The organism is Rhizobium indicum (assembly GCF_005862305.2).
GTDB lineage: Bacteria > Pseudomonadota > Alphaproteobacteria > Rhizobiales > Rhizobiaceae > Rhizobium > Rhizobium indicum.
On record NZ_CP054021.1, the window covers coordinates 1,566,500 to 1,582,252 of the forward strand.

A 15,753-nucleotide genomic window follows, 5' to 3' on the forward strand; every position below is an offset into this window, starting at 1 on the left:
GCTGGATTCCTGTGACGAGCACAGGAATGAGGGAAGGTCGTGCATCCGGATTTCGGTAGCAGTCGCCGAATTGCTTAGCTGCTCTTCTTCGTCTTTGCCGGCTGGGTGTCGAAGCCGATATTGACGCGCACCAGAGCGCCCGAGCCGACCGGCATCGTTATGCCGTCCTTGCGGAAGATGACCTGTGTGCCCGGCGCGCCCGGCGGGATTTCGGTCGGGAATTTGGTGACCTCGGAATAGAGCACGGTCTCGCCGTCGACGACGGAGATGCGGATCGGCAGCGTCACAGGGCCTGGCGTGCCGGCCGGGCCGGTGATCAGGCGCAGTTGGGCAACCACCGTCATCGTCAGGTTCGTGTCGTTCAGCGTGCACTGGCGGGTGTAATCGCCGAAGGAAGCCTGGAAGACGATCTGCTGCGGATCGTCCTTCTTGCCCTTGGCATAGGTGCGGAAGATCGCATCCTGGTCACGCATGAAGATCTGCGGGCAGGCGCCCTGTACGACCGGAGCGACCGTGCCCTGCGCCGTCGTGGCGGTGCCGATCGAAGGATTGTTCGAGGACGGGTTGGCCGGCGCCAGCGGCATGATCTGGGCGGTTCCGTTCGGCTGGGTCGCCGGCGCCGCCGGCTTGCTGTCGCCACCTATGCCGAGCGAGTTGCAACCAGCGAGCAGGGCAAGAAAAGATGCGGAGACGATGAGACGCGAGACCTTGCCGAGCACCATATTCCATCCCTTGTATAAGCGCTTCTTGGAGGCCCCATGTCTTTTCCGCGGGGCCTTTCACGACGGTTTGCGATGGTCTATATCAGCGGCGCAAACAAAAATCGATTGGGTAAGCGCCGTTTTGATGCACTTTTCGACGCCGGATGCGGGCAACTTCAACAAGATACCTGAAATGGCACGCCGGCAGGACGGCCCCTTCACGCTTTCCGGCGAATCTCGCCACCACCGCGCCCAGCCAGACTTCCTCCAGCAATAAGATCAAAGGATGACGAACGTGGATTATATCTCGACCCGCGGCGAGGCCCCTTCCCTCGGCTTTTGCGACGCCCTTTTGACCGGGCTGGCGCGCGACGGCGGGCTCTATGTTCCGCGCAAATGGCCGAGCTTTTCCAAGAAGGAGATCCGGGCGCTCAGGGGCAAGACCTATCAGGAGGTCGCCTTCACCATCCTGTCGCCCTTTACCAATGGCGAGATCCCCGACGACACGTTCCGGGCGATGATCGACGAGGCCTACGGCACCTTCCGCCATCCGGCGATCGCGCCGCTCGTCCAGACCGGGCCGAACAGCTTCGTCATGGAGCTCTTCCACGGCACCACGCTCGCCTTCAAGGATGTGGCGATGCAGTTGCTCGCCCGGCTGATGGACTATGCGCTGGAAAAACGCGGCGAGCGGGCGACGATCGTCGGCGCCACCTCGGGCGACACCGGCGGGGCAGCGATCGACGCCTTTGCCGGCCGGGAGCGTACCGACATCTTCATCCTCTTCCCGCATGGCAAGGTCTCGCCGGTGCAGCAGCGGCAGATGACGACCTCGCCGTCACCAAACGTGCATGCGCTTGCCGTCGAGGGCAATTTCGACGATTGCCAGAACCTCGTGAAAGCGATGTTCAACGACGTGGCCTTCCGCGACAGGGTCCGACTTTCCGGCGTCAACTCGATCAACTGGGCCCGCATCATGGCCCAGATCGTCTATTATTTCACGGCGGCGGTGGCGCTCGGCGGACCGGACCGGAAGATCTCGTTCACGGTGCCCACCGGCAATTTCGGCGATATCTTCGCCGGCTACTGCGCCAAGCGCATGGGCCTGCCGATCGACCGCCTGGTGATCGCCACCAACGAGAACGATATCCTGGCGCGGACGCTGAAGACCGGCCGCTACGACATGAAGGCGGTCAAGGCGACGAGTTCGCCGTCGATGGATATCCAGATCTCGTCGAACTTCGAACGGCTGCTGTTCGAAGCCTATGATCGCGACGCCTCGAAGGTGCGCGCGGCGATGGAAAGCCTCAAGCAATCCAACGGCTTCGAGATCGGCAGCCAAGCGCTGAAGGCGATCCGCCGCGACTTCCGCTCCGGGCGCGCCAGCGAGAAGCAGGTCGCCGAGACGATCCGCAAGACCCATGCCGAGACCGGTTATCTGCTGGATCCGCATTCGGCGATCGGCGTCTTCGTCGCTGCCAAGAAAGAAAAGCCGAATACGCCGATGGTGACGCTTTCGACCGCGCATCCGGCGAAATTCCCCGTCGCCGTAAAATCCGCCTGCGGTATTGACCCGGCGCTTCCGACGTGGCTTGCTGATCTGATGCAAAGGGAGGAGCGTTTCCAGATCATCAAACCGGAGCTGAAAGCCGTTGAGACCTTTATCGGCAAGCACGCCCGCGGCGAGACGACAGCAGGCGCAGAAAGATAGCCAATGACAGTTGAGTGCACCCGGCTGAAATCCGGGCTGACAGTAGTCACAGAGACCATGCCGCATCTTGAAAGCGTTGCGCTCGGAGTCTGGATCAAATCGGGATCGCGTAACGAGACGGACAACGAGCACGGCATCGCTCACCTGCTCGAACACATGGCCTTCAAGGGCACGGCGCGGCGCACGGCCCGCCAGATTGCCGAGGAAATCGAGGATGTCGGCGGCGAAGTCAATGCCGCGACCTCGACCGAGACGACCTCCTATTACGCCCGCGTGCTCAAGGACTACGTACCGCTCGCCGTCGATATCCTCGCCGACATCCTCACGGAATCGGCCTTCGAAGAAGAGGAGCTGGAGCGCGAGAAGCAGGTGATCCTGCAGGAGATCAACGCCGCCAACGACACGCCCGACGACGTGGTGTTCGACCGGTTCTCCGAGGTCGCCTATCGCGACCAGACGCTCGGCCGGGCGATCCTCGGCACGCCGGAGACCGTCGTCTCCTTCACGCCGCAGCAGATCCGTGGCTATCTCAGCCGCAACTACACGACCGACCGCATGTTCGTGGTCGCCACCGGCGCCGTCGAGCATGACGAATTCCTGCGCATGGTCGAGGATCGTTTCGCCAGCCTGCCGACGGCCCCTTCCGCGCCGCCCGTCATGGAGCCGGCGCGTTATATCGGCGGCAGCGTGCGCGAACCGCGCGACCTGATGGACGCGCAGATCCTGCTCGGCTTCGAAGGCAAGCCCTACCACGCCCGCGATTTCTATTGCTCGCAGATCCTCGCCAATATCCTTGGCGGCGGCATGTCGTCCAGGCTCTTCCAGGAGGTGCGCGAGTTCCGCGGCCTCTGTTATTCGGTCTATGCCTTCCACTGGGGCTTTTCCGACACCGGCATCTTCGGCATTCATGCCGCAACCGGCGGTGAAAACCTGCCGGAGCTGGTGCCCGTCATCATCGACGAGCTGCACAAGTCGGCCGATGCGATCCACCAGAAGGAAATCGAGCGCGCCCGCGCCCAGATCCGCGCCCAGCTGTTGATGGGTGCCGAAAGCCCTGCTGCCCGCGCCGGTCAGATCGCCAGGCAGATGATGCTTTACGGCCGGCCGATCTCCAATCCGGAGATGATGGAGCGGCTGGAAGGCATCACCATCGAGCGGCTGACCGACCTCGCCGGCCGGCTGTTCTATGACACTGTGCCGACGCTTTCGGCGATCGGTCCGTTGGAACAGCTCGCGCCGATGGAAGACATCACCGCCTCGCTTTCGGTCCCGGCGTCGAAGACGCTGCAGGCAAGCCGCTGAGCCGACGTCCGTCCTGCCGGGAGTGATCGATGCCAAAATCGGTTTTTCGGTTCCTGCACCGGCAGCCGGAAGCGGTGGAGCTGGAGAGCGACAGATATTTCCTGCGCCTACCGCGCTACCAGGATTTCAACCAGTGGCACCGGCTGCGGGCCGAAAGCCGCAAGTTCCTGGAACCCTGGGAGCCGACCTGGCGGCGCGACGAGCTGACGGAGGGCGCCTACCGCGCCCGCGTCGTCCGCGGCAAGCAGGAATATGCCTCGGGCCAGGCGGTGCCGCTGTTCATTTTCCTGAAAGGCGACATGACGCTCGTCGGCGGCGTCACCATCGGCTACATCAGACGGGGTGCGGCACAAAGCTGCATGATCGGCTACTGGATGGGCGAACGCCATGCCGGCCAGGGGCATATGTTCGCCGCTCTTCAATTGGTTATTCCTTACATCTTCGCCGGGCTTGAGTTGCACCGTATCGAAGCAGCCTGTATTCCAGATAACGCGCGCAGCATCCGTCTGCTTGAAAAAGCCGGGTTTCAGCAGGAAGGCTATCTGCGCGGATATTTAAAGATCAACGGTCAGTGGCATGACCATGTGATGTTTTCACGTCTCGCCACCGATACGGATAAAGGCAGGAAAACCGACAGCCGATGACAAGAGACCGCATGCTGCCCAAGTCACCGTCCGGACGAGTGATCGCGGTGATCGCAGCCCTTTTCCTGGCGGCCTTCGCCTTGGTGGCGGGCGTTGCCCAGGCGGCCGAACCGGTAAAAATTTCCCGTGACGATACCGCGCTCGATCTGACGGCAACGACCGAGATCTACGCCAACCAGGGCGAGGCCTTCCAGGTTTCGACGGCGGCCGGCGCCGACGGCATCCGCCGTCGCATCGAGGTCAGGGCAAGTTCGGAGAACCATCAGGGCGACTGGGCGGTGTTTGCGCTCGCCAACGTCTCCGAAGAACAGCTCGAACGCGTCATCGTCGCCCCGCATTTTCGTCTGGTCAATTCCAAGCTGTTCTGGCCGGATCTCGGCTCGCAGCGCATCAGCGCGATTACGCCGAGCGAAGGCTTCGCGCTCGATCGGCAGCCGAGCGACGAGGCCGACGTCTTCCGCATCACGCTGAACCCCGGCGCCGTCATCACTTTCGTTGCCGAGCTGTCGACGCCGGAACTGCCGCAGATCTATCTCTGGGAACCGAACGCCTACAAGGATACGATCAACGCCTTCACGCTCTATCGCGGCATCGTGCTCGGCATTGCCGGCCTGCTCGCCGTGTTCCTGACCATCCTCTTCGTCGTCAAGGGCACCTCGATGCTGCCGGCGACGGCGGCACTCGCCTGGGCGGTGCTCGGCTATATCTGCGTCGATTTCGGTTTTCTCGGCAAGCTGATCAGCGTCGCCTCGGCCGACCAGCGAATATGGCGCGCCTGCGCCGAGGTCGCGCTGGCGTCGAGTTTCGTCATCTTTCTCTTCACCTATCTCAACCTCAACCGCTGGCATGCGCATCTGGGTTACGCCACGCTTGCCTGGGTGCTCGGCCTTGCCCTGCTCTTCGGTGTGGCGATCTACGATCCGTCGATCGCCGCCGGCATCGCCAGGCTTTCCTTCGCGCTGACGGCGACGATGGGGCTGATTTTGATCATCTATCTCGGCTTCAACCGCTATGACCGCGCCATCCTTTTGGTGCCAGCCTGGGCGCTGATTCTGGTCTGGCTGTTCGGGGCTTGGCTGACGGTCACCGGACGGCTCGACAACGACATCATCCAGCCCGCGCTCGGCGGCGGGCTCGTGCTCATCGTGCTTCTGATCGGCTTCACCGTCATGCAGCACGCTTTTGCAGGCGGCGCCTACCAGCAGGGGCTGTTTTCCGATCTCGAGCGGCAATCGCTGGCTCTGACCGGCTCCGGCGACATGGTGTGGGATTGGGACGTGGCGCGCGACCGCGTCGTCACCATTCCCGACGTCTCGATCAAGCTCGGCCTATCGCCGGGCGCCATGCATGGCGCGGCGCGCAACTGGCTGCCGCGGCTGCATCCCGACGACCGCGATCGCTTCCGCGCCACGCTCGACGTGTTGCTCGAACATCGCCGCGGGCGGCTGAACCACGAGTTCCGCATCCGCGCCGAGGACGGGCATTTCCACTGGCTGCTGATCCGCGCCCGACCGGTGCTCGGCTCGAACGGCGAAATCATCCGCTGCGTCGGCACGATCGTCGACGTGACCGAGCAGAAGAATTCCGTCGAGCGGCTGCTGCACGATGCGCTGCACGACAATCTGACCGGCCTGCCGAACCGCCAGGTCTTCCTCGACCGGCTGCAGTCGGTGCTGGCATTGGCGCCGGGCGGCGATACGCTGCGCCCGACGGTGATGGTGATCGATATCGACCGCTACAAGCTGGTCAATGATTCGCTCGGCGTTGCCGCCGGCGACAACATTCTCATCGCGCTGACGCGGCGTCTGCGCCGGCTGTTGAAACCGCAGGACACGCTGGCGCGGCTTGCCGGCGACCAGTTCGGCCTCATCCTGGTGTCCGAGCACAATCCGGCCAAGGTCGCCGATTTCGCCGATGCGATCAGCAAGGCGATCATGGTGCCGATCAACTTCGCCAATCGCGAGATCATCCTGACCGCCTCGGTCGGTCTTGCCTCCTGGGTCGACCGGCAGGAAAGCGCCACCGGCCTGCTCAGCGACGCCGAGCTTGCGATGTACCGGGCAAAACGGGCCGGCGGCAACCGTGTCGAACCGTTCCAGCCGGCCTTCCGCGACTTCGGCACCGACCGGCTGCAGCTCGAAACGGATCTGCGCCGCGCCATCGAGCGCAAGGAATTGTCGATGGTCTACCAGCCGATCGCCAGGCTGGAGGATGTCGAGGTCGCCGGTTTCGAGGCGCTGATGCGCTGGGAACATCCCAAACGCGGCAATATCCCGCCCTCCGAATTCATCCCGATCGCCGAGGCCTCCGATATCATCGGCGCGCTCGGCATGTTCGCACTGGAACAGGCGACCAACGATCTGATGAGCTGGCAGCACCAGACCGGCGAATTGCCGATCTTCGTCTCGATCAATCTGTCGAGCGTACAACTGCTCAACAACGAGCTCTATGACGATGTGCGTTCGGTTCTCGCCAAGACGCATTGCCAGCCCTCGCGCCTCAAGCTCGAACTGACGGAATCCATGGTGATGGAAAATCCGGAACAGGCCCGGCTGGTGCTGCAGAAGCTGAAGGAAGCCGGCATTGGCCTGGCGCTCGACGATTTCGGCACCGGATATTCGTCGCTCGCCTATCTCACCCGCTTCCCCTTCGACACGATCAAGCTCGACAAGGCCCTGGTGCGCGACAGCAGCGACAAGAAGGCGACCGTGCTCCGGTCGGTGATCGCCATGGCGCGCGAGCTTGACATGAAGGTCGTGGCAGAGGGGATCGAATCCAACGAGGATGCGATCGAGCTCGCCAAGATGGGCTGCAATTACGGCCAGAGCTACCTTTTCGGCCCGCCGATCCCTTCGGAATCGGTGCTGCGGTTGCTTCGGGACCGCTTTCCGCTGACGAAACGGGCCTGAGCGGAGCGGTTATTGAAAGACTTATCGCGCCAAATTACGAGCCAACAGTCAGCAAACTCTGGTTGGGTATGCCTATCGCTTTCATTGCAAAATTCATCCGACCACGAGATTGCCAGCGGTCATCAGGCGATCTATTGAAGAATCGAACTTAGAGGCGCGACATGAACAACTTTCCGAAGATTGCAGAACGGCGACGCTGAAGCTCTCAAGCTTCCACGCCCCTTCATGCTATTCAAGGAAATGATCTATGTCCGTAAAATCGGCCGCACTCGCCGCGCTTGCTTCCGCATATGAACTTAATGGTCTCGAAGCCGGCCCCTGCGTCGTAAGGTCGGCCAGGCCCGAATTCGGTGACCTCCAATGCAACGACGTGATGCGGTTGGCGAAGTCCGCCGGGAAGAACCCGCGCCTGCTTGCCGCTGAAGTCGCCGAGGCGGCTCGGAGCGCTCTTTTCGAGGACGTCTCCGTCGCCGGTCCGGGATTCGTAAACTTCCGGCTGGCGGATGCAGTCGTCGCCGCCGAGGCAACCGCTATGCTGGCAGATCCGTCGCTCGCCGCTGAGAAGGCGGATCCGATGAGAACGGTCATTGACTTTGGCGGGCCTAACGTTGCCAAGGCGCTTCATGTCGGCCATCTGCGCTCCTTCGTTATCGGGGAGAGTCTGCGGCGCATCCTTATGGAGATTGGCCACGACGTCCTATCCGACATCCACCTCGGTGACTGGGGTCTGCAGATGGGCAAGCTGCTTTTGGGCGCAGCTCTGGCTGCCGGATGGAGGGCCGGTGATCTCACCTCCTTCATTAACCCTCTGGCGTTCGAAGCCATGACCGTCGAGGAACTGGGCGTTCTCTACCAGTCCGGCAACGTCGCCTGCGAGGACGAGGCTTTGCTTGCGTTGGCACGGATACTGACAACGAAGTTGCAGGACGGAGATCCTTTGCTGACCGAGGCATGGGCACGCATGCGGGCCATTTCGCTCGCGTCGATTTCCGACACGGCGGAGATGCTCGACGCGCATTTCGATCTGCTCCAAGGCGAGAGCGACGCTCACGCGGAGGTCGCACCGATGCTCGACGATCTCATGGCGCGCGGGCTGGCGCGGCAGAGCGAAGGCGCTCTTGTCATCGATATCTCCGGTGACGGACTTCCGGATAATGCACCACCGCTGCTTCTGCGTAAGAGTGACGGGGCGGCCCTCTACGGCACCACGGACCTTGCGACGCTTCGGCAGCGGGTGCGCGACGTCGGTGCGCGGCAAATCGTTTATTGCACCGATGACCGTCAGGCGCTCCATATATCAAGCGTGTTCTCTGCGGCGCGGCGGGCGGGCTATGCCGAGGGCGTGGAACTGCGGCACGTGACCTTCGGTACTGTCCGCGGCAATGACGGCAAGCCCTTCAAGACCCGTGACGGATCCGCCGCCTCGCTAAGAGAAATGATCGATCTTGCGCTCATCAAGTCGTCGGAAAAAGTCGCGGACAGCCAGGCGGCCGCGGTTGTGGGTCTAGGCGCGTTGAAGTTTGCCGATCTCTCCGCGCCGAGGAGGACAGGCTACGTCTTCGACATTGACAAGATGATATCGTCAGAGGGACGGACCGGACCCTATCTTCAATATGCCTATGCCCGGATCTGCTCGATCCTGGACAAGGCCGAAGAGGCCGGCATCACTCCAGCCGCCGACACGGTCTCGATCAGCCATCCGTCGGAGCGTGCCGTGCTGATAGAATGCCTCTGGTATCCGCACTCCCTCTCCGAGGCGGCGCGGCACCTCGAGCCATTCGAGATCGCCGATCGGGCGTACCAAGTGGCTGACGCGTTCAGTCGCTTCTACACGGATTGCCCGGTGCTGAAGGCGGACGATCCGTCGGGGCGGCTCGCCACCTGCAAGCTGGTAGCAAGAGTCATCGGAAAATGTCTTGAGCTTCTAGGAATTGGAACGGTGCGGAGGATGTAACATCTGCTAATTTAACTGCTTCTGGCGCTAGACGAGCTGAGTTGGAATCCAGCGAGACTCAGGAGCTGGGTCCGCTTTCGGCCCATAGGAGGCATTATGGATGCGGTTCACACTGAGCGTGTAGGGTCATTTCATTAAATTATGTTTCTTGGCGTAATGAGTGCGCGCGAGGATGAACTCGCTACTCCAGACATCAATGGCATCGCCACTCCGTTCCAACAATTCCTGCAGGACGGGGTCCTTTTCAATCGTGGTGATACGGGCCCATTGATTAACGGGATAGTCCAACCCGAAGGCATTGATAACCTGCGTCATGAGTGACGCGTAGTGGCTCAGGGTCATTTCTCGTAACGCGTCTCGAACAGTAGGGGCCAACGCGCCGGACGCGTTTTCGAAGAACTGTTGAAGGCCGCCGTTCCCTACTTCTCCGTCGAAGATCACGGTGGCGTAAAGATACACATAAGGCTGCCCCAAGCCTTTAACCGTCTGCGGAATTAGCTGATCTTCGATGGAAACCTCGCGTTCCGCCTTTTCAATTCCTCGCTGTAGAAGCCAGTCATCGAGCGATCCGAGATCATCGTGGATTGTTGTCATTGCGGCTCCTGAAACACGGGCAACGGGCGGGAAGCTTTTTCTACGATCAAAGCCCTACGTCTGCAATTGGTGCAATCCGGTCGAAGACGCGCGGCGCTGTAGAGATGCCGCCTTTGCACTGATCTACTTCGCGCCCGCGGAAGGGTTGCCCGTTGTCGGCCACTTGTTGAGGACTTGAAGTCAGCTATCTCAAGCCGGAAAATATCTGGAACGTTGAGGAGCAGGCATGACGAAGCATCGTATCTATTCCATCAGCGTCGCGAGCGTCTATCCCCACTATGTCGCCAAGGCAGAGAAGAAGGGGCGCACGAAGACAGAGGTCGATGACATCATCTGTTGGCTGACGGGGCATAGCCAGCAGAGCCTGGACGACCAGTTGGCTGAGAAGACCAACTTCGAGGATTTCTTTGCGCAAGCGCCTCAGATGAATCCCTCCCGATCGTCGATTACAGGCGTGATCTGCGGCGTGCGCGTGGAAGACATCCAGGAAAAGACGATGCGGGAAATCCGCTATCTGGACAAATTGATCGACGAACTCGCGAAGGGGAAAGCGATGGAGAAAATCCTGCGGAAATAGTCGGGAAACCGTGTCACGGCGGTACCCGCGATCACCTAGGGCGCGCGCGCAGAATCGGGCGCCGTCTCGTCCAGGAGTGACGAATATTCACTGCCGCGGAGCGAGGCCATCAAGCAGGAAGTCGAGACCCTTCCTGAAAGCGCCGTCCCAATCATTATCCAGCAGCAGACGAGAGCGTTCGATCGTTGGGTAGTGCTGGCTGAGCCCTGTCAGGCGCTGCTGCGCGGCCGCTCTGTCGTCGTCCGAGAGATCGAAGTTCGCCCGGGTGATGGTCGCGCCGATCACATAGTTCCAGAGCGACCATATCGCGACGTTCAAATCCGCATCAGTGACACCACCTCCGGACAAGGTCTTGCTCAGCAGTTCCAGGCGAATGAGGATGTTCGGGCCCAGCGCCCGGCGCGGCAGCAGCGAGGCCGACCAGGGATGGTGCAGCATGCTGGCGCGCCAGTCTTCGAGCATATGAACGACGTCCCCGCGCCAGTCTCGAGACTCGACGATGTCAGACGGTCCGCGATATTCGAGCACCGAATCCAGCGCCAGATCGAAGACCTCCTCCTTGTTGTCGACGTGCCAATAGAGGCTCATCGCGCCCGCGCCGAGGCGATCGGCCAGCCGGCGCATCTTCAATCCGTCGACGCCCTCGGCGTCCAGCAGGTCCACTGCGGTCGCCACGATCCGCTCCAGCGAGAGAGGCGGCTCACTGCGCGGCTCCTGCCCGGACTGAGGTGACGCACCTCTCCGCCCAGACCCTTTGCTCTCAGCACCGCTGCGTTTGGCTGCCATTCGTCTTCCTTACCGATCAGACGTCGATCTAAGCCGACAATGCCAGGAATGTCGATCCTGACCGATTGACTCGTACGCCGTACGATGCAATTTAATCGTACGACGTACGAGTCTTATCATGTGGCGATAAGATTCCATCCTACTGGCCGCGAGGATCCGTCGCTCGCAGCCCTGGGGAAGCCAGGAGAAGTCATGCCACACACAATCAAGCATCTCATTATCGGAGGACTCATCATCATGACCATCAGCGTTCCCACCGCGACGACAGCTAATGAAGACGATCTCAGGCTGACGATCGTCAATCCGAAAAACCTCTACGACCCCTCACCGAACGGCTACAGCACGGCGGTGATCGTGCCGCGCCAAGGCCGGCTGGCCTACATCTCCGGACAGGGCGGCCAGGACAGCATGGGGGCCTTGTCGCCCGACTTCGCGGTCCAGGTGAAGCAGGCCTATGCGAATTTGCGCATCGCCCTCGATGCGCTCGGCGCAAGGCCGGATCAGGTCGCCAAGCTGACGGTCTTTGTGGTCGATCACGATATGTCCAAGCTCGAGGTGCTGACCGTCAGGGACATGTTCGGCGCGTCGCTGCCGGCGCAGACGCTGATTCCCGTTCCCAAGCTTGCCATCGACCCCATGCTCTTCGAGGTGGAAGCCGTAGTCATTCTGGAATAGCGGCGGCGACGGATCTGCACAATTTCGGATTTTCCCGGTGGCGCGCCAACATCTGCTTGGCGCGCCACCCTTCCCTTTTGTGAGTGGCCATTGACCAACGGCCTGGGATGTGCGTCTCTCATTCCTTGCACAAGGAAAATCCCATGCTCAAGTTTCTGCTCGCCCTCTCGATGGGTGTTTTTTGCGTATCGCCGCTTCAGGCCGCTGAGATCACTCCGGTCACCAAAAGCTGCCAGCCGGGGGCAAAACAGGCGCAATGCGAGCGATGGGTCACGGATATCAAGAAAGCCGTCACGCTGGCCTATAAAGGCGACCACGGGGCGCAGAGGACCATTGCCTTCTGCCTGTCCACCGGTTGCCATGGTGCTGTCGCAATCGACAAGGTCGCCTCCTGCAGCTGGCATCTCGTCATCGCCAATTCCGGTTCTACGACAGTGCTCGACAGTTCAAACACCAGGAACACCTGCCGGCCGATGACGGCGGCTGAGAAAGACGAATCCCGCGCGCTGGCGAGCGATCTCGTCCAGAGGATCTACAAGCGGCCCATGGTTAAGAGCGACCAGATGTAATCTGGCCGGCTTACGGCGCAACGCCTGCGTGAAAATAAATCTCATTGCTCTCCCGGCTTTCGCCGCTATTCTCCAGCCAAAGAAAATCGGGAGGACCACTGATGATCCTGCACTGCGTATTCCTGCGGCTGAAGACCGCGGTGACGGCGGACGACAAGCAGTCGCTGTTTGCGGCGATCGTCGCCCTGAAACAGCTCATTCCCGGCATACTGGATATCAAATACGGGCCGAATGTTTCGCCCGAGGGTTTGCATGGCGGCTTCGTCGACGGGTTTGCCGTGACCTTTGAAAGCCCCGAGGCCCGCGACGCCTATCTCATCCATCCCGAGCACGTGACCGTGGGCGAGCGCATCGTCTCGTCGACGGATGGAGGCCTTGCCGGCATCCTGGTCTTCGACCTTAATTTGTGAGGGCCGCAGGATAGACCTGCAGCCCTCGATTCCTCAGCTCGATTTCGCCATGGCGGCGGCGAGCTGGTCGACATTGTACTTGAACATCTTCTCATAAGTCGGCGCCGGCCCCTTGGCGTCGGACAGGGATTCGACATAGAGCTCGCCGCCGGGTTCGGCACCGGTTGCCTTGGCGACCTGCTTGACGAGGCGCGGATCGTTGGAATTCTCGAAGAAATATGCCTTCACATGCTCGCCCTTGATCTGTTCGATCAGCTTGGCGACGTCGGCGGCCGAGGCCTCGCTTTCGGTGGACAGACCGAGCGGCGCCAGGAAGCTGACATTGTATTCGCGGCCGAAATAACCGAAGGCATCATGGCTGGTCAGCACCTTGCGGCGATCGTCGGCCACCTTGTCGAATTTCGCATGGGCGTAGGCGTTCAGCTCGTCCAACGTCCTGGTGTACTTCTCGGCATTGGCCTTGAAGGCGGCGGCGTCCGTGGGATCGGCCGATGACAGCGCCTTTTCGATATTGGCGACCCAGATCTTGACGTTGACGGGGCTGTTCCAGACGTGCGGATCGGTGATTTTTTCGCCGTCCTCTTCCATGGTGCGGGTGTTGATGCCTTCGGAAACGGTGACCGGCTTGCCCTTATAGCCCGAGGCGGTGATCAGCCGGTCCATCCAGCCTTCCAGCCCCTCGCCGCTGACGAAGGTGACTTGAGCGGCGTTCAAATTCTTCGCATCGGCCGGCGACGGCTCGAATTCGTGGGGATCGCCGTTCGGCCCGACGAGGCTCGTTACCTTTACATGCTCGCCGCCGACCTGCTTGACGACATCGGCAAGCACGGTGAAGGACGCCACAACCTTCAGCGTCTCGGCGGAGGCGGGCATGGCCGACAGCGCCATCAAAGCGGGGATTGCTGCGGAGAGAAGCAGTCTGTGCGGTGTCATCGAAGTCTCCTTGGGATCAGCCCTTTAGATGCGGGCGGGGAAAGAAGCGCCGGGCCAGGCCGGAGGGCGCGAAAAAGATGGAGAAGCCGTAGAAGATCGCCGCCGTCATGATGATCGTCGGGCCGGAGGCGAGTTCGAGATGGTAGGAGGCGATCAGGCCGAGATAGCCGGAGGCGGCGGCACTTGCGGCTGCTATCGCCATCATCACAGGCAGACTACGCGACCAGAGCTGGGCGACGGCTGCCGGCAGCATCATCAGGCCGACCGCCATCAGCGTGCCGAGCGCCTGGAAGCTGGCGACGAGGTTCAGCACCACGAGCAGCAGGAAGAGCACGTGATAGACAGGCCCGCGCCCGCCGACGGCGCGCAGAAAACCCGGATCGAAACATTCGGCCACCAGCGGCCGGTAGATGAAGGCGAGGATGACGAGGGTCAGCGAGGTGATCGCGCCGATCAGATAAAGAGCGGGAGCATCGATCGCCAGGATGGTGCCGAAGAGCACATGTAGGAGATCGATATTCGAGCCGCGCAGCGAGACGATCAGCACGCCGAGCGCCAGCGAGGCGAGATAGAAGCTGGCAAAGCTCGCATCCTCCTGCAGCACGGTCATCCGGCTGACGGCGCCTGATAGTAGCGCCACCGACAGGCCGGCGATCAGACCGCCAAGGCCCATCGCCGTCAGCGACAGCGAGCCGGCGACGAGGTAACCGATGGCCGCCCCCGGCAGCACGGCATGGCTCATCGCATCACCCATCAGGCTCATGCGCCGCAGCATCAGGAAGACGCCGATCGGTCCGGAGCCGAGCCCGAGGCAGAGGCAGGCGACGAGGGCGCGGCGCATGAAACCGTAATCGGCAAAGGGTGCCAGGAAGAGATCGTAAGCCGTCATGCCGCCGGCGCCTCTTCAGGTGCGCAGGCATTCGCATCTTCGTCCCAGCGCTCGGCCATGGCGCGCGCCTTCAGGAGATTGACGGAGGACATGACGTCGGCGGTCGCACCCCAGCCGACCAGCTCGCGGGCAAGCAGCAGGGTTTGCGGGAAATGGGCGCGAACCAGTTCGAAATCGTGCAGCACGGCGATCACCGTGCGGCCTTCGCCATGCCAGCGGGTGACGATATCGATGAGGTCCCTGGTGGTGCGGGCATCGATCGCCGTAAACGGCTCGTCGAGCAGGATGATGCCGGCATCCTGCAGCAGCAGGCGGGCAAAGAGCACACGCTGGAACTGGCCGGCCGAGAGCGAGCCGACATGGCGCCGGCCGAAGCCTTCGAGCCCGACGGCCGATAGCGCCTCGCCTGCCCTTTTCACCTCACTGGGCGCGATGCGGCCGAAGGCGCCTGTCTTCTTCCAGGCGCCGAGCATGACGGTGTCGATCACCGAGATCGGAAAGCGGCGGTCGATTTCGGCCGCCTGCGGGAGATAACCGAATTCCGCCCGTCCCAACCGGTGCTCGACCCTGCCTTCGGCCGGGCGAAGCTCGCCCATGATCGCCTTCAGCAGCGTCGACTTGCCCGCCCCATTCGGCCCGGCAATCGCCGTCAGGCTGCCTGAGGCGAAGGCGCCGGAGACATGGTGGACGGCGGGGTGCCTGTTATAGGCGACGGTCAAATTCTCGAGACGGATCAGCGGCGTCATGGCAAGAGAACCGCCCAGTGGATCGCCAGCCAGAGCACGGCAATGACCAGCGCCATGCCGATCACCCTAGAGAATGCCGACTGTCCCAGCAGGCTGACGGAGGGGCGATCGGGGCTCGGGGGCATGGCGCATCCTACAATGTAATAACATTACGGTTATGTTATAACGATTGCGGCGAGATTGAGGCGGAAGCCTGGCCCAGATTCATTGCTAAGCTAAATACGGGCAGCATTCGATATGAGAGATTGCGTGCGTGCATCCATTTGACAGCCATATGCTGCTGAGCCAGACTTGACGCATGATCAGGCCATGGCCCCTACTTGTTGACCATATTCGCAACGCGCGAGGACGTT

At 61.7% G+C, this 15,753-nt stretch carries 16 protein-coding genes; 9 read left to right on the forward strand and 7 right to left on the reverse strand.

Going from position 1 to position 15,753, the window contains the following annotated elements:
• Positions 1-74: 74 nt before the first annotated feature.
• Entirely contained in the window at positions 75-722 is a 648-nt protein-coding gene (locus FFM53_RS07895) for a hypothetical protein (RefSeq protein ID WP_138328780.1), read from the reverse strand.
• Between the two features lie 265 nt (positions 723-987).
• On the opposite strand from FFM53_RS07895, the gene thrC reads away from it, so the two are divergent.
• The 5 genes from thrC to argS all read left to right on the forward strand — a co-directional run bounded on the left by thrC (position 988) and on the right by argS (position 9,221).
• Positions 988-2,412 (forward strand): threonine synthase, encoded by a 1,425-nt coding sequence (thrC, locus tag FFM53_RS07900; RefSeq protein ID WP_138387937.1) that lies wholly within the window; start codon positions 988-990, stop codon positions 2,410-2,412.
• A gap of 3 nt (positions 2,413-2,415) precedes the next feature.
• Positions 2,416-3,714 (forward strand): M16 family metallopeptidase, encoded by a 1,299-nt coding sequence (locus FFM53_RS07905; RefSeq protein WP_138387938.1) that lies wholly within the window; start codon positions 2,416-2,418, stop codon positions 3,712-3,714.
• 29 nt (positions 3,715-3,743) lie between these two features.
• Positions 3,744-4,358, forward strand: a complete 615-nt coding sequence (locus FFM53_RS07910) for a GNAT family N-acetyltransferase (RefSeq protein ID WP_129418199.1) — start codon at positions 3,744-3,746, stop codon at positions 4,356-4,358.
• Positions 4,355-7,267 (forward strand): sensor domain-containing phosphodiesterase, encoded by a 2,913-nt coding sequence (locus FFM53_RS07915; protein WP_138387939.1) that lies wholly within the window; start codon positions 4,355-4,357, stop codon positions 7,265-7,267. Before FFM53_RS07910 ends, FFM53_RS07915 begins: the two co-directional genes overlap by 4 nt.
• Before the next feature lie 247 nt (positions 7,268-7,514).
• Positions 7,515-9,221 carry an arginine--tRNA ligase gene (argS, locus tag FFM53_RS07920; protein WP_138387940.1) on the forward strand — a complete coding sequence of 569 codons (1,707 nt, stop codon included), beginning with the start codon at positions 7,515-7,517 and terminating at the stop codon, positions 9,219-9,221.
• A 126-nt stretch (positions 9,222-9,347) separates the two neighbouring features.
• On the opposite strand, the gene FFM53_RS07925 is transcribed toward argS, so the two are convergent.
• On the reverse strand, positions 9,348-9,815 hold the full coding sequence (locus tag FFM53_RS07925; protein WP_138387941.1) for a DMP19 family protein: 468 nt from the start codon (positions 9,813-9,815) through the stop codon (positions 9,348-9,350).
• A gap of 226 nt (positions 9,816-10,041) precedes the next feature.
• Between FFM53_RS07925 and FFM53_RS07930 the strand changes: the two genes are divergently transcribed.
• Entirely contained in the window at positions 10,042-10,392 is a 351-nt protein-coding gene (locus FFM53_RS07930; protein WP_138387942.1) for a DUF2200 domain-containing protein, read from the forward strand.
• 87 nt (positions 10,393-10,479) lie between these two features.
• Here the strand turns inward: FFM53_RS07930 and FFM53_RS07935 are convergent, their stop codons facing one another.
• Positions 10,480-11,178 (reverse strand): TetR/AcrR family transcriptional regulator, encoded by a 699-nt coding sequence (locus FFM53_RS07935; protein ID WP_138387943.1) that lies wholly within the window; start codon positions 11,176-11,178, stop codon positions 10,480-10,482.
• Between the two features lie 192 nt (positions 11,179-11,370).
• Between FFM53_RS07935 and FFM53_RS07940 the strand changes: the two genes are divergently transcribed.
• The 3 genes from FFM53_RS07940 (at position 11,371) to FFM53_RS07950 (ending at position 12,832) form a co-directional block, all read left to right on the forward strand.
• Positions 11,371-11,853 carry a RidA family protein gene (locus tag FFM53_RS07940; protein WP_138387944.1) on the forward strand — a complete coding sequence of 161 codons (483 nt, stop codon included), beginning with the start codon at positions 11,371-11,373 and terminating at the stop codon, positions 11,851-11,853.
• Positions 11,854-11,996: 143 nt separating this feature from the next.
• Entirely contained in the window at positions 11,997-12,422 is a 426-nt protein-coding gene (locus FFM53_RS07945; protein ID WP_138387945.1) for a hypothetical protein, read from the forward strand.
• Positions 12,423-12,523: 101 nt separating this feature from the next.
• Positions 12,524-12,832, forward strand: a complete 309-nt coding sequence (locus tag FFM53_RS07950; protein WP_138387946.1) for a Dabb family protein — start codon at positions 12,524-12,526, stop codon at positions 12,830-12,832.
• Positions 12,833-12,865: 33 nt separating this feature from the next.
• Here FFM53_RS07950 and FFM53_RS07955 read toward each other — a convergent pair whose 3' ends face one another.
• From FFM53_RS07955 to FFM53_RS36830, 4 genes are read right to left on the reverse strand one after another with little or no spacing between them, the layout of a single operon-like run.
• On the reverse strand, positions 12,866-13,765 hold the full coding sequence (locus FFM53_RS07955) for a metal ABC transporter substrate-binding protein (RefSeq protein WP_138387947.1): 900 nt from the start codon (positions 13,763-13,765) through the stop codon (positions 12,866-12,868).
• Between the two features lie 16 nt (positions 13,766-13,781).
• Positions 13,782-14,654 (reverse strand): metal ABC transporter permease, encoded by an 873-nt coding sequence (locus FFM53_RS07960; RefSeq protein ID WP_138387948.1) that lies wholly within the window; start codon positions 14,652-14,654, stop codon positions 13,782-13,784.
• On the reverse strand, positions 14,651-15,400 hold the full coding sequence (locus tag FFM53_RS07965) for a metal ABC transporter ATP-binding protein (RefSeq protein ID WP_138387949.1): 750 nt from the start codon (positions 15,398-15,400) through the stop codon (positions 14,651-14,653). Before FFM53_RS07965 ends, FFM53_RS07960 begins: the two co-directional genes overlap by 4 nt.
• Positions 15,397-15,525 carry a hypothetical protein gene (locus tag FFM53_RS36830; RefSeq protein ID WP_003557119.1) on the reverse strand — a complete coding sequence of 43 codons (129 nt, stop codon included), beginning with the start codon at positions 15,523-15,525 and terminating at the stop codon, positions 15,397-15,399. The genes FFM53_RS07965 and FFM53_RS36830 overlap by 4 nt, the downstream gene beginning before the upstream one ends.
• Between the last annotated feature and the right edge of the window lie 228 nt (positions 15,526-15,753).

Excerpts from the sequence above, each read along its gene's own strand:
- FFM53_RS07895 (WP_138328780.1), bottom strand. The coding sequence starts at position 722 with ATGGTGCTCGGCAAGGTCTCGCGTCTCATCGTCTCCGCATCTTTTCTT.
- thrC (WP_138387937.1), top strand. The coding sequence starts at position 988 with ATGACGAACGTGGATTATATCTCGACCCGCGGCGAGGCCCCTTCCCTC.
- FFM53_RS07905 (WP_138387938.1), top strand. The coding sequence starts at position 2,416 with ATGACAGTTGAGTGCACCCGGCTGAAATCCGGGCTGACAGTAGTCACA.
- FFM53_RS07910 (WP_129418199.1), top strand. The coding sequence starts at position 3,744 with ATGCCAAAATCGGTTTTTCGGTTCCTGCACCGGCAGCCGGAAGCGGTG.
- FFM53_RS07915 (WP_138387939.1), top strand. The coding sequence starts at position 4,355 with ATGACAAGAGACCGCATGCTGCCCAAGTCACCGTCCGGACGAGTGATC.
- argS (WP_138387940.1), top strand. The coding sequence starts at position 7,515 with ATGTCCGTAAAATCGGCCGCACTCGCCGCGCTTGCTTCCGCATATGAA.
- FFM53_RS07925 (WP_138387941.1), bottom strand. The coding sequence starts at position 9,815 with ATGACAACAATCCACGATGATCTCGGATCGCTCGATGACTGGCTTCTA.
- FFM53_RS07930 (WP_138387942.1), top strand. The coding sequence starts at position 10,042 with ATGACGAAGCATCGTATCTATTCCATCAGCGTCGCGAGCGTCTATCCC.
- FFM53_RS07935 (WP_138387943.1), bottom strand. The coding sequence starts at position 11,178 with ATGGCAGCCAAACGCAGCGGTGCTGAGAGCAAAGGGTCTGGGCGGAGA.
- FFM53_RS07940 (WP_138387944.1), top strand. The coding sequence starts at position 11,371 with ATGCCACACACAATCAAGCATCTCATTATCGGAGGACTCATCATCATG.
- FFM53_RS07945 (WP_138387945.1), top strand. The coding sequence starts at position 11,997 with ATGCTCAAGTTTCTGCTCGCCCTCTCGATGGGTGTTTTTTGCGTATCG.
- FFM53_RS07950 (WP_138387946.1), top strand. The coding sequence starts at position 12,524 with ATGATCCTGCACTGCGTATTCCTGCGGCTGAAGACCGCGGTGACGGCG.
- FFM53_RS07955 (WP_138387947.1), bottom strand. The coding sequence starts at position 13,765 with ATGACACCGCACAGACTGCTTCTCTCCGCAGCAATCCCCGCTTTGATG.
- FFM53_RS07960 (WP_138387948.1), bottom strand. The coding sequence starts at position 14,654 with ATGACGGCTTACGATCTCTTCCTGGCACCCTTTGCCGATTACGGTTTC.
- FFM53_RS07965 (WP_138387949.1), bottom strand. The coding sequence starts at position 15,400 with ATGACGCCGCTGATCCGTCTCGAGAATTTGACCGTCGCCTATAACAGG.
- FFM53_RS36830 (WP_003557119.1), bottom strand. The coding sequence starts at position 15,525 with ATGCCCCCGAGCCCCGATCGCCCCTCCGTCAGCCTGCTGGGACAGTCG.